Source organism: Actinomadura sp. NEAU-AAG7 (assembly GCF_018603865.1).
GTDB classification, from domain to species: Bacteria; Actinomycetota; Actinomycetes; order Streptosporangiales; family Streptosporangiaceae; genus Spirillospora; species Spirillospora litoris.
In genome coordinates this window covers 455978-468728 of sequence record NZ_JAHFZY010000002.1, presented here as the reverse complement: position 1 = coordinate 468728, position 12751 = coordinate 455978, and the positions used below count along the sequence as shown (strand labels likewise).

Here is a 12751-nt window from a genome sequence, read left to right as displayed (position 1 = left end):
CGTCCACCGGCACCGCGTGATCCACCACGGGGACTCGTCCGCCGCCCCCAAAGATCACCCCGATGGCTGATTGACGCGCACCCCGGGGCGGCGTAGCGGGACCTCCGCCCGGGCGGCGGCCCTGCGCCGGTGGTAGGCGAGCGTCGCGAGCGCGAGCAGCGGCCCCCAGACCAGCATGGGGACGTAGGTGAGGCTCATCACGACCGCCGCCGTGCCCTCGGGGAAGTTCGGATCGGCGTCGGCCCCGCCCAGCACCCGGACGATCTTGAGGGCGAACGCGACGCCGAACGCGGTCAGGAGCACCGAGGCGGTCGCCGCCGGGACGATGGCCGCATATGGACGGACCGTCCTGCCGCCGATGAAGGGAATCCACCGGGGCGCCCGCTCTCCCCACGGACGCACCAGCCCCAGCGCCAGGAGCGCGCATCCCTCGGCGACGAGGCTCAGCAGGATCGGCCATACCGAGCCCTTTCCAGGAATGTCGGCCCGGTCGAGCCACTCCTGGTCGAATCCCACGGGAATCCCGGTCGCCATGGCGATCCGCCAAAGACCGGCCGGGGCGGGTGCGAGTGCTGCGGCGTGGGCCGTCCAGACGGCCCAGCGAGGTGGTGTCTTCATGCCCTCAACACTCGGCGGCGCACCCCGCCCGCCACCAGATGCCGTTCGGCCCCGTCCCACCCGGTGAAAGGGTGCCGATCGGCACGGTCCGGACGCCGGCGCGACGACCTAGGATCGGCGCCATGCACGTCCGCCACCTCTGGCCTCTGGGGCTCGCCCTGGGCTCCGGCCTGGCCGTCCCCGCCCTCGGCTGGACGGCCGTGACCGCCGGCCTGGCCGGGTCGTCCGCCGTGCTCGGCGTCCGGCCCGAAACCAGGCCGAGCACGCTGTGGAGCGCGGGCGCGGCGGCGGCCGCCTCCCTCGCCGCCAGCGCGGCGTTCCTGCGGACCGGCGCCCCCGAGCCCGCGCCCGCGCTCGGATACGCGGAGATGGCGGCGCTCACGGCCCTGGTCTTCGGGCTCGCCCGCCGGGCGCCGCTCCGGTCGGCGGTCGCGCTGACGGCGGCGACCTGCGCGGCCGTCGCCGCGCTCGTCCTCAGGCTCATCGAGGCGAGCACCGACGTCCCGCCGGTGACGGCGGCGATCGCCTGCGCGATCTTCCTGACGGGCCCCGCCGTCGCCGCGGCCTCCGGCACCTACCTCCGCCTCCTGGACGCGCGCCGCCGCCGCGCGGTGACCGACGCGCGCCGCGACCAGCGCCTGGCCCTCGCCCAGGACCTCCACGACTTCGTCGCCCACGACGTCAGCGCCATCGTCGCCCAGGCCCAGGCGGGTCAGGTGGTCGCCGCGGGCGACCCGGCCCGCGCCGCCGCCCTGTTCGCGGCCGTCGAACAGGCCGGGCTGCGCGCCCTCGCCTCGATGGACCGCGCCGTCGACGCCCTCCACCCCGACCGGCGCCTGGCGCCCATGCCCGGCCTCGCCGAACTGCCCGAACTGGCCGCCGGATACTCGGCGGCGGGCGCACAGGTGCACCTGGCCCTGGACCCCGGCCTCGCGGTCCCCCGGGAGGTGGGCGCCGTCGCCTACCGGGTCGTCGTGGAGGCGCTCACGAACGTGCGCCGGCACGCGTCCGCCACGCGGGTGGACGTGCGCGTCCGCCGCGTCCGGGACGACGTGCTGGTCAGCGTCACCAACGACGGCACCCGCCGGCGCGTCCCCTTCGCGCGCCCCACCGGCGGCGGGCTGGGCCTGCAAGGTCTGACCGAACGCGTGCGGGCCCTCGGCGGCACGCTGACCGCGGGCCCCCACGAGCAGGGCTGGCGCGTCCAGGCGACACTGCCCGACCGGGGGGCGGACGCGTGATCGACGTTCTGCTCGCCGACGACCAGCAGGAGATCCGCGGCGCGTTCCGCCTCATCCTGGAGGCGCAGCCCGACATCCGTGTCGTCGCCGAGGCCGCGGACGGCGCCGAGGCGATCGAGCTGGCGCGGCGCCACCGCCCCGACGTCGTCCTCACCGACATCCGCATGCCCGTCATGGACGGCCTGGCCGTGACCCGGGCCCTGGCGGGCGAAGGCGTCCGCGTCGTCGTGGTCACCGTCTTCGACCTGGACGAGTACGTCGACACGGCGCTCCGCGAGGGCGCCTGCGGCTTCCTGCTCAAGCGCTCCAGCCCCACGCTGCTGGTCGAGGCCGTCCGCGCCGCCGTCGCCGGCGACGCCCTGATCAGCCCGCAGATCACCGTCCGCATGCTGAGCCGCCTCGCCCGTCCGCGCCCCGCGAAACCGGCGACCGAGCCGCTGACCCCCCGCGAGACCGACATCGCCCGCGGCGTCGCCGCCGGCCAGACCAACGCCGAGATCGCCGCGGCCCTCCACCTGGCCCCCGGCACGGTCAAGAACCACATAGCGACGATCCAACGCAAACTGAACGCCCGCAACCGCGTAGGCATAGCCACCTGGACCTGGGACCACACCCCTTCTGCCGACTGAGGTGAAGTTTCAAGGAACGGCACCGAGCCGCGTCGGGCCGCCTCATTCTGTGTGGCGGGCGACGCGGGTGCCACAGGACGGACGCGCGCTCGCCACGATCCGGCACCCCGTGGTCTTCGGCAGCCCCGTCCGCTGCATTAGCGCGATGTGCCCAGCACCCAGACCATGCGAGGACTGCCGGAAGATCTCGGTTGCCGACCGACCGCGGTGACCTTTCCGATGCTCCGATGAGCGGGACTCATGTCGGAACGATTCCGAACGAGAATGCGAAAGTTCGCGTCACGCCCATGCCGACCTGAGCGCGTACCAATCGATGTGGAAAGTAACAGCAATAACCGATCTCTGCTCGTCGGTCCTGTGGTGCTCGGCATGGAACGAGAGCGACAGCCGTGATCGCCAAGCCCGCCGCCTGCACGAAAACCTGACAAAAACAGGACGCTTTCGAACTTCTCGTGCGGCGGCTGTGCTCTGAGTCCTAGTGTGACCGCGTAGTCCAGACAAGACTGGGAGGAAGTGTGTCGCTGGAAAGGGAGATCAAGGTTGATCTGACCTTGATCGACGAAGGCGGAAGATGGGTTGACTTGGAGCCGGATGGAGTCTGTATCGGGGTGGTGACGCTGCGGGGCTGGGAGATTCATCCGGTCCACGCGTCGCCGGAGGTCCTGGGTGAGCATGACGCATACCTCATCAAGCTCAATTACGAGCTGGATCTCGGCCCGGACCCCATCCGCATGAACTGGTTCGAGATCGGGTTCGCTTTCTCGGCTGGTGACGGCATCGCTCCTGTCGCCGTTGCGGACGCCCTTCCCCGGACCGGTATGGCCGAGGAGACCGTCTACTCGCTGAACCGACGCTTGCAGTTCGCTCCCCACACCGCTGGTATGGGGCCGGATGCCATCGTCCCCGCCATCAGCCATCAGGTCACTCTTTTCGGTGTCGGCGGAAACCGGCCGCGCTGGAGGAATATGGCCGTACAGGGGGAAAATGTCCGTTCGGGTTCGCATGCGGCCTGGCTGTCGTTGTTCGTCCCTCGCGGCACTCAGAAGGTGGCGATCGAGTTCTCGGTCCGCTACGCGCTTCCGCCTGAGGAGATTCTCGGTTCACGCCCGGGTAGAGGAACGCAGACCTTCGCGATAGCCCTGAAGGACGGTGCCCGACCTCTGATCAGGGCTGCCCCCACCGACGACACCGACCCCGCCCGCAGGTCGGAGGGGCCGCGGGTCTTCATCTCCTACGCACACGACACGCCCTGGCACGAGCAGAACGCCATCAAGTTCGCCGACCTACTCGCCGAAGTCGGGGTGGATGTCCACATGGATAAGCTGGCCGACCCTGCGCGCCAGAACTGGTGGATATGGGGAGAGGGAGAGATCAAGAGCGGGGATTTCACCACGGTCGTTGCCTCGCCTCTGTGTAAGGCCGTAGCAGAGGGCAGGGTCTCCAGCGACCGGAACCGTGGGATCCGCGCTGAACTGGACCTGATCCGAGAGTTGCTCTCACAGAACCAGGATCACTGGATTCCGAAGATCCTGCCTGTCGTTCTGCCAGGCGAAAAGGTCGAGAATCTGCCGGATTTTCTTCAGCCGCGTAACTGTGACCACTATCAGCTCCACGAGTTCACGGAGGAGGAGATCACGGGCCTCCTGCGAGCGATGGGGAGGACCGATTCCGGTGAATGGCCCTCCCGCTCACGTTAGCTAGCCCAGTCGTCCTCTGCCTGGCCGGACGCCCGATAGTCGGGGTGATCCTTGTCGGCCGTGACGGCCAGGTGGAGGGGGACGGGCAGCGCGGTGCGATCATCCCAGGAGATGTTCTGCTCGCACAACCGCGCGGTGAGCGTGGCCAGTTCCGCCGGCAGCCAAGACCCCGGCTCCACGACCACGATCTCTTTCGCCGTATACGAGTGCCATGGCTTTCCCAGGTCTCCGTGCTCATCCTCGTCGTCAACCAGTGCCCACCGGGTCGTCCTCGCTCCCAGGCTGCCTCCTTTGGACCGGAATGTGACGGACGTACCAGGGAACAGCCAGGACGGCACCTTCGCTTCCGCGAGGCGGTAGACGGCCTGGCCGGGCGAGTTTGGCTGGTTCTGGTCGCCTACTTGGAGCCCCTCGGTGCGGTTGACGGGCCTGCCGAGCTCGTTCACCGCGGTATGCAGCCGGACGATCGCCACGTCACCACCCCTCGCACGCAGGGCGTCTCCTGGCACCGGGCCCTCCGCGAAAGACGTGTCTGACAGACCGGGCCAGATTGTCCGAGACGACGGAGCGTCCACGAAGATGACCATCGGGATCTCCGACCGCTCTCCGGATGCCAGGCCGCACAGCCGCGAGTCGATCTCCTCCCGGGTACGCACGACCTTCTCCCGGGTACGACCGAGGCGCGCGGAACCGATCGCGCCGGCATGGAAGTCCGCGATTCCTTCGGCCGCGCGGGCCCACGTTCCCCGCCGTTCGCTGTAGACGAGCAGCCTGCACTCGGCCAGATTTCCAGGAACCAGGTCGACGGCCACCATGACCAGCACCAGAACGGGGTCGCCATCACCATTCTGCTGCCGCCGGGCATGCACGCCGACGAGCAGTGTCCGGCGGGTCAGCGCGTTCGGCAGTCGCTCGATGGTGAGCGCCGCAGGCATCCTGTCATCCAGGATCCCGGCGCCCCGCAGCAGGTCACGGAGGGCAGCGCGGGCAGAGTGCTCCCCCTCGCTCAAGCTGCGTCGTCTCGCCCCGTCAGGAAGTACAGCCGGCTCGGTCGCGAGAAATTGCGCGGGACTGCCCAGATGCCCGAGGATGCGTCGCAGGTGGGGCTTCGCGTCGCAGATGGGGGGGTCAACCGTGGGGTGGAATTCGGTCTCCGCCCAGACAGCGGTCAACTGATCACCTCCGGACCGTGTCGCGGTGAGGCCATTGAGGTGCGCCGCTCTGTTCAGAGTGTCGTGGGAGAGCAGCTCGGGACAGTGCCTGGCGACCACGTCGAGCCGGTCGTTGATGGGAACGGCCGGACCGTTCGGACGCGGGTCGACCGGGTGGCCCGCGAGGAGACCCAGCTGCTTCAGCATCCGCGACCTGGCCTCGGCCGTGGAGTAGAGACAGGCAATCGTCACGTGCCGGTACCCGCTTGAGCCGACCCCGGTCGAGGGAAGGCCGCCCGCCTGATACTTCTTGACGCGCTTGGGCAGCTTGATGCTCCTGTCCACCTCGTAGGTCAGCGGAACAAGCATGGGCAGTATCCGCATCACGTGCTTGTGTAGGAAGAACATGAACCTCGGCCCCAATCCGTTGCCAAGCGCCTGGAACTGCGACTTGGAGAACTGCGGACGAATGTCGTTCGGGACGGGGGGCAGAAGCGGCGGCAGGTTCATCGGCTTGAGCCTGCACGCTTCGAGGATCTTCGCGATAGCGGGGTCGAGACGGTTCTCGTAGTCGCCGGCGCTCCCGTCGGGGGCACGGAAAACGGGCAACCGCAGGATCGGTTCGTGCGCCTCACCCCTGTTGATCCAGGCGTTCTTCGTTCTCCTCCCGTACCAGCGATGGGAGATTCGCGACAGGTTCGCGTCGAAACACAGCACCGGGTCCTCGACACCTGAGCGGGTGACCAGCTGAGCGGTCACCTTGGCCATCCCGTAGGAGGTGAGCTTGTGTTGGGTGCGCACGAGGAGGTCGTCCCGGTCCCAGACAAGCAGGGCGCCGTCGGTGTCGAGTCGCAACGCCAGCCCCCTTCCAGCGTCGATCCGGAGCGGCTCGCCCGCCAGCTTTCGCATGATCTGCCATTCGGCCGTCTCATAGACCCAGTGGGGTGCCAGCGGTACCTGTCCTCGGCGGTGCAGGATGAAGTCCGCGTAGGGGCGGGCAGCCTCCGGCTCCGGAAGCGCGTCGGCGAGCAGCGACCGCCCATGCTCGTCGCGGACGTGCCGCTCCCAGGCCTGTACTGCGATACGCAGCCGGTGGTCGAGCTCCCGCCCGGTCAGTAGCAGCTTTCGGCTTCCGGTCTTCACCTCGTCGGCGGAGAGGTCGGTCTCCCCGAACATCCGGATCGGTTCGCCGGTCGCCGCGACGAGCCCACGTGTCAGGGCGCTGTAACGCGGAACTCGGCGTCCGCCCCCGCGCGGCAGGGACTGCCATGCAGTGTCGAAATCCTCCGTCAGTGGATAGGCGGTCACAGTCCCGAGAACCTCGTCGAGTAGTTCGCGGGGAATGCGGTAGGCGAGCGTGATCAGCATGCGGGCTCTCCGTTGTCCTCGATCCCGGCGTAGTCGAAGAACGCCTGGAGTGTGGTGCCGTAGTAGGTCGTCATCCGCGCGAGCGCGCCCTCTGTCCGCCATTTCTCGTGCAGGTGGCGTATCAGCGCGGCGATGCTCGTCCCCGAGTCCTCGTCGAGCATGGCGCCGTCCACCAGATGCAGGACGGCGTCTGTACCGCCGCGGCGGGCGCGGCCGATGAGCTGGAACGCGCCGTTGAGCATCTCGGCGACCACGGCGACCTTGACCGCCTGATGCTGGGCCTGGAAGTACGGCGGGCGCCGGATGATGTCGCCCAGCCGTTCGTCGGTGACCCGGCGCCGTTCCCTCAGGAGCGTCGGTGGGTCCGCGGAGGGGCCGGGGTGGGCCTCGTGCGCCGCCGCCTGGACATGCGCAAGCAACTCCGCGGGCTCGTCAAGCAGGGGGATCGGCCGAACGATCAGCCAGACCGAGCCCAGCGCCGAGCGGTTCCCGGCCCCGATGATGTTGACGCCCCGCTGGACCCTGGCAAGCGGCGCGATGAGGATGTTGGCGTCCTCCAATTTGGGGAAGGACTCCAGGCGGTCGGCCCGGATCTCATGCCAGCCACCGATGTTCCCCTGGCCGTTGACATCGGACTCCTGCGGGCGGACGGCGAGGCAGACGTGCGCTGGGACCACGCCGGCGCGGATCAGTCCCTGCGCCACATGCCGGGCACCGGCGTAGGACGTGGTGGCGAGCAGTACCCGCGCCCGGTTTCGGTCCTCCCTCCGCAGCCGCTCCAGTTCGCCCTTCAAAGCGGCGCTCCATAGTCGCTCTGCGATGCGCATGGTCGCCTCGACGCGCACGGCACCGTCCAGGCCGGATACGCGCAGCAGGTTGTCCAGGTCGTCGTGGATCGGGACGGGGACGACCTTCACCGTCTCCGGATTGTCATCGCGCACGTACCACGCCGGATCCGAGTGGACGTGGTGGTGTGGAGCGCCAGGGAAGAAGGCGGTGGCGGACAGGCCGAGCACGATCCTTCGGGTGTCCGCGTGGGCGAGCGCGGTCGTGTCACCCAGCCCGACGACATAGGCGTGCGGGTCGCCGCCGAACGCGGCGGTACTCAGCCGAGCGGGCTCGTCGCCCGTATCGTCGTGGTATTCGGTGAACGCGAACGAGAGCGAGCCGAGGGGGCCGGTCGGAGTCGCCCGCCAGCGGCCGTAGGCGCCGAGGGCGTCCGCGATCTCCTGCGCCGCCTCTACACCGATCTCCACAAGCTGCGCGTTGTTCGCCATCAGCCGGTACAGGTTCCCGGCGACTGGCTCCAGTATGGCGCGGCGGAGCATCCGGTTGACGGCCTTGGTCCGCTCATCCGCCGGAAGCGTGGAGAACAGCGCTTCGATCGCCGGTCGCGCCTCCCCGAGGGCCGCGCCGCCGATCCCGTTCGTGACCACGGCGGCGAGTTGACCGCGCGCCGCGGCGAAACCGGGCGGTTCGCCAGGCATCGGGGGGCCTTCGCCCTGGAACAGCGAGCGGAACATCTTCATCTGCGACGTGGTGGCCCTGGCTTGCGGGGCGAGGCTGAACAGGCGGACTGTCAACCAGTGATCCCAGCGGCGCGGGATGATCCACTGCCGTCCTGGCCCACGTGGCCGCCGTCCCTTCCCCGGAGGCGCGGCGCCGATCCGTCGATGGGTGAGATGGCTGACGTACGACTCGGACAGGTAGCGCAGCCCGAAGTAGGCGTCGCGTACATTCGCGTCGACGCTGCCGTGGAGCCGCCCCGACACCTCGCCGAACTCGGAGTCGAACCGGCGCAACGGGGTGTTCGTCCGACCGGCGTGGTCGAGCACCAGCCCGCGACCCGCCTCCTCGATCGCGGACCGCTGGAACAGATCGACCTCATCAATGACGACGACCTGGCAGCGCCGCAGTACGAGTTCCTCGACGGCGATCCGGTCGTCGGCGCCGGATCCGTTCTCCACCGGCGCCTGCAGCACACCCGCCATCAGGTTCTTGTGAGAGGTCACGATGATGCCGGCTGAGCAGGCGTCGCGGACGGCCCGGAACCGGCCGCAGGTCGTTCGCCATGGGCACGCGACCCGCTCGTCCCGACGCCCACGCTGATGGGGTGGCCGCAGGCCCGCGCATGGCTCCTTACCCGGAAACCATGTCTCGGAGCCGTCCTCGGCCGTGGCCACCGCGGCGAGAGCGCAGCCGTAGCCGAACCGATCCCAGATCCATCTCGTGTCGGGGCCACCCTTGTCGGGTGACGCGGCGTGTGCCGCCGCTGCCGCTTCCGCGACCTCGAACATCGCACGCGGGGAAACCAGCGGCACGACCCCGGGCCTCCTGCCGGGCCGATCGACGTCCAGCGCGCGCTCGATCTGGTAAGCGGCCTGCACGACATTGGCGTTGGTCGGCAGGGCGAACGCCACGCACACCCCGTGCCGCGCCGCCCAGCAGGCGAAACTCTCGACGAGCACCACAGACTTTCCGAACCCCGTGTAGGCCAGCAGTTCGCGAAGGGGCCCGGCGGTAAGCAGGAGCCCGCTGACCGTAGCACCATTCGCATCGCGGATCTCCCGCGCAAATCGCTGGACGCACTCTTGCCGGTGGGTCCCGCCGAGGCCCTCGTCCAGCCGACCCGCGATCTCCTCCAGTTCGGAGAACGTCACGAACAGGTCGGACTCCGGCGGCGCGTCCTCGATACGCGGCAACGTCCGGGGCGGTTCCGCGTGATGCGGGCGGATGTCGAATCGCAGTTCGGTAAAACCGGACTCTCCCTTCCCTAAGGATCGGGACCGAGCCATGGCGGTATGCGGGCCATGCTCCGCCACCGGGAGCTCGCGCCTCCGTTCGACATGCAGCTTGTCCAGTTCCCCCAGCAGCCCGTCGATGAACAGGCGCAGGGTCATGCCGGGGTCGACGAGAATCCTGCCGTCGTCCTTGTAGGAGTCGTCCGTGACGCAACCAGCGATCTCGCTCTCGGTGAGGCACCGGTCCAGCAAGGGCCCCGCCGCCTGCCTGTTCGCCATCGAGTTGGGGCGATGGCGCAGGAGACGCATATAGCGTCGGGCGTCCTCCTCGTCGAGGTCCGGCCAACCGGACCAGTCAGCGATGTGACCATCTAGGACGAAAAGCACATCCTCCCGGGATGTCGTAGAGGCGCCGTCGTCCTCCCTGTCGATGGCGAAGTGCAGCGCCGCCAATCCGATCGCCGCGCCGAGCAGCCGAGGCGTGACCTTCATTTCCCGCCCGCGTCCTTCCGTTCCTCGATCCCTTTTCCGATCCGCCGTATCTGCTGGACGAGGCCCCGCTCGGTGAGAAGGGTGATCTCCGGCAAGGCGGCCCGCACCGTTTCGGCCTGCATCTCGTGCGTCTGGGGCAGGACCACGCGGACCTGCGCGCGCGGCGTGCGGCCCCGTAGATCGGCGATCAGTCGCTGTGGTGAGCGGTATTCCTTGACGTCCAACTGGAGCTCCGTGCCGCCGATGGCCACATGCAGGTCGTAGGAGTCCATCTGCGGCCACAGCTCGACCTTCGCGCCCAGCTTTTCGAGACGCGCGGCGATTCGCAGCTCGCTCGACCCGGGGACGACGATGAAGCGCCACACGCCCTGGTCGACGCACACGGACCCCCTGGCGGGTCGAGCCTCCGGCTGCTTCACCGTCGGCCCCTCGTCGATTCGGGTAAGCTTCGGCTTCTCCGAACCGCGCCGCTTGGCGACTTCGAACATGGCGGAATGCGGCTGGTAGCGGCACCTCACCCGTCTTCCCGCCACCCCCATCGGCCAGCGGCAGTCGGGGCATGGCCACCACCATCCGTCACCGTTCCGCGTTCGGAACAGCGCGCTGTCGGGAATCGGCCGGTATCCGCCGGGCACGATGCGGGCACCGGACTCACCGACCCTCTCCTGAAGGGTTCGTTCGAGACCGGCCGGGTGCTCGATCAGAAGCCTGCGGGATGCCACATAGATGTGCTGGTCACTCGGGCCGGCCATCGCGGCGAACGCACGTGCCCTGATCCGATCGGCGTCCATCCGCGTCCATGACGGCAGCCAGCTGTGCGCGTCCGCCTCGGCGTCCAGCGGGATGACGTGCTCGCACACCAGATCGTGGGCGGTGGCGGACAGCTGGTCGCCCCCCTCGCCGGCCTCGATCAGGACGACCCTGCGGAGCCCTTCGTCGCCGCTCCCGCCCGCTTCGGCGAAGATCGGCAGCGTGCCGAGCGGCCGGCGCAGCGCGTCCACGAGGGCGAGGGGCGTGTCCGGTCCGCTCCCCGGTCCGTGCGCCTCCATCACAAAACCGGTCATCCGCGCGACCTCGCGCATCGCCTCCGGCTGCTCCTGCCGCATCGACCACGCGTACGCCGCCCGCAGCATGGCGGTCACCACCCGGCGGCGGCGCTCGCCCATGGTGTCGGACGACGGCGCGACCAGCTCGCTCACGTCCCCGCCCCCGTCGCGGCGTCCGGACACCAGCGGGCGAAACCGCAGGTCTGGCATGCTCTGCCGGGACTCGTGGCGAGGGTGTCGTCGGAGTGCCATCCGGCCAGCGAGGACTGGGCGATCTCGCGTGCCTCGCGGACCAGTTCCGGGTCGTTCACGTCGAACTCGGTCAACACGGGACCGGTCGCGGTCAGCCGCTCCAGCTCCACCCGGCAGCCTCCCGGCCCACCGGGCAGGGCGCCCTCGGCCGACAACAGCACCGCCAGCGCGACCTGCCGGTATTTCTTGAGCAGATCGCCCTCGTACAGCCTCCGGCACGTCTTGGTCTCGCGGAACCGCCAGACCCCGCCGATCCGGTAGAGCAGATCGATCTTGGCGATAACCACGACGTCGGCGGCTGGGTCGTGGACGACGACCTGATGCTCCGGAAGGAACTCCGCGTCCGCATCGCCTCCGGCGTTCCGCATGGGGCAGACGAGGGAGTGGTCCCCGACCATCTGTTGACGCAGCCTCATCTCAAGGCCGTCCTCGCCGACCTTCTTCGCTGATCCGCTGGACCCGGGCATGGCGTCGTCGGCCGCGCACGCCCGCGGTGGGACCCGACGGTGCCGGGTCTCGATCTCGTAGTGGACGACCCGCCCTCGCGCGGTGCTCTCGTTCTCCTCTCTGCCGGTGTCCAACGGGAGGTTGAGGTCGTGGAAGTAGGGGATCGGAGGACACTTGCCGTACCGGCGTGCGGTGCTGACCGACCACGTCCGGCGGGGCCGCGTGTCGTCCCGGATTCCCAGCAGCCCGGGCACGGAGGGCACCGCCGGGCAGTCGGCGACCATCGGGCAGCGTACGCAATCGGTCCCTGGTCGCAGGGCTTCGCCGACCGCCACCTCATGCACCCGCGTTCGTGCATGCCGTTCGTATGCGGTCATCGCTTCTTCGGGGGCGCCGTCGAAAAGGACATTGCTGGAGCCGTCCAGGCAGCCGACCTCCACGATCCGGACACGTCGCGGCGGCTCGTACTGCTTGATCACCAGCGGCCCGGGCCGCCACGGGTCGCTGAGAACCGGGCCGCCGGCAGACAGCACGGCGGCTGCCAGCGCGACCTCGGCATCGTCCCGGCGACGGTCATTGACCCCGCGGAAGCGGAGTAGCCGCAGTTCGCGCACACCGTCACCCGCGTACCGCCGGCCGTACACGATCTCCTCATGCGGCGCGACCAGGCCATCGAGCGGCTGATCCAGGCGCCTAGCCCACCTGCGCGACACCGGCCGGAGAAAGAGGCCATCGGCCAGTTCGGCGGAGGCACCGAGGTACTGCCGGGCGGCGTGCTCCGTCCAGCGGACCAGGGCAGGGTGCGCGTCGCGGCCCCTGCCTCCGCTCCATCGTCGCAGCGCGGTATGAACGTCGAGGTCGTCAAACTCGACCAGATCAAGCACCTTTTCGAGCGGCCCGAGGCCGTAAGTCTCCCGGGACGTGCGCTTGGAAGGGGCGCTGTTCACTCTGGTCTGGCCGGGCCGTGCTTTTCGTGCTCGGTAGCGAGGGCAGCCGTCATCGGATCGTTTCACCGACGACGGAGAGAAACGCAGGGGTGTGGCGATCACCAACTTGATCCTTTCTGGCC

Annotated in this window: 8 protein-coding genes; 3 read left to right on the top strand and 5 right to left on the bottom strand. The window is 69.2% G+C overall.

Features of this window, described 5'->3' with window-relative positions; genetic code table 11:
• Positions 1-54: 54 nt before the first annotated feature.
• The gene (locus tag KLI87_RS11520) at positions 55-618 is read right to left on the bottom strand and encodes a hypothetical protein (RefSeq protein WP_214616939.1); all 564 of its coding nucleotides are present in this window, start codon (positions 616-618) and stop codon (positions 55-57) included.
• A gap of 122 nt (positions 619-740) precedes the next feature.
• Here KLI87_RS11520 and KLI87_RS11515 point away from each other — a divergent pair, with 122 nt between their 5' ends.
• The 3 genes from KLI87_RS11515 to KLI87_RS11505 all read left to right on the top strand — a co-directional run bounded on the left by KLI87_RS11515 (position 741) and on the right by KLI87_RS11505 (position 4185).
• Entirely contained in the window at positions 741-1859 is a 1119-nt protein-coding gene (locus tag KLI87_RS11515) for a sensor histidine kinase (RefSeq protein ID WP_214616938.1), read from the top strand.
• A complete protein-coding gene (locus KLI87_RS11510; RefSeq protein WP_214616937.1) occupies positions 1856-2488 on the top strand; it encodes a response regulator transcription factor in 633 nt (210 codons plus the stop codon). Before KLI87_RS11515 ends, KLI87_RS11510 begins: the two co-directional genes overlap by 4 nt.
• 515 nt (positions 2489-3003) lie before the next feature.
• The gene (locus KLI87_RS11505) at positions 3004-4185 is read left to right on the top strand and encodes an SEFIR domain-containing protein (protein WP_214616936.1); all 1182 of its coding nucleotides are present in this window, start codon (positions 3004-3006) and stop codon (positions 4183-4185) included.
• Here KLI87_RS11505 and KLI87_RS11500 read toward each other — a convergent pair.
• Genes KLI87_RS11500 through KLI87_RS41490 form a run of 4 tightly spaced genes read right to left on the bottom strand, consistent with a single transcriptional unit; the run spans position 4182 to position 12731 of the window.
• Entirely contained in the window at positions 4182-6704 is a 2523-nt protein-coding gene (locus tag KLI87_RS11500) for an RNaseH domain-containing protein (protein ID WP_214616935.1), read from the bottom strand. The two genes, KLI87_RS11505 and KLI87_RS11500, sit on opposite strands and share 4 nt — an antisense overlap.
• A complete protein-coding gene (locus tag KLI87_RS11495) occupies positions 6698-9937 on the bottom strand; it encodes a hypothetical protein (RefSeq protein ID WP_214616934.1) in 3240 nt (1079 codons plus the stop codon). The genes KLI87_RS11500 and KLI87_RS11495 overlap by 7 nt, the downstream gene beginning before the upstream one ends.
• A complete protein-coding gene (locus tag KLI87_RS11490) occupies positions 9934-11136 on the bottom strand; it encodes a hypothetical protein (RefSeq protein ID WP_214616933.1) in 1203 nt (400 codons plus the stop codon). The genes KLI87_RS11495 and KLI87_RS11490 overlap by 4 nt, the downstream gene beginning before the upstream one ends.
• On the bottom strand, positions 11133-12731 hold the full coding sequence (locus tag KLI87_RS41490) for a PD-(D/E)XK nuclease family protein (RefSeq protein ID WP_214616932.1): 1599 nt from the start codon (positions 12729-12731) through the stop codon (positions 11133-11135). The genes KLI87_RS11490 and KLI87_RS41490 overlap by 4 nt, the downstream gene beginning before the upstream one ends.
• Positions 12732-12751: the final 20 nt, after the last annotated feature.

Bases quoted from the DNA above. Each gene is read 5' to 3' on its own strand.
- KLI87_RS11520 (WP_214616939.1), bottom strand. From the start codon at position 618: ATGAAGACACCACCTCGCTGGGCCGTCTGGACGGCCCACGCCGCAGCA.
- KLI87_RS11515 (WP_214616938.1), top strand. From the start codon at position 741: ATGCACGTCCGCCACCTCTGGCCTCTGGGGCTCGCCCTGGGCTCCGGC.
- KLI87_RS11500 (WP_214616935.1), bottom strand. From the start codon at position 6,704: ATGCTGATCACGCTCGCCTACCGCATTCCCCGCGAACTACTCGACGAG.
- KLI87_RS11495 (WP_214616934.1), bottom strand. From the start codon at position 9,937: ATGAAGGTCACGCCTCGGCTGCTCGGCGCGGCGATCGGATTGGCGGCG.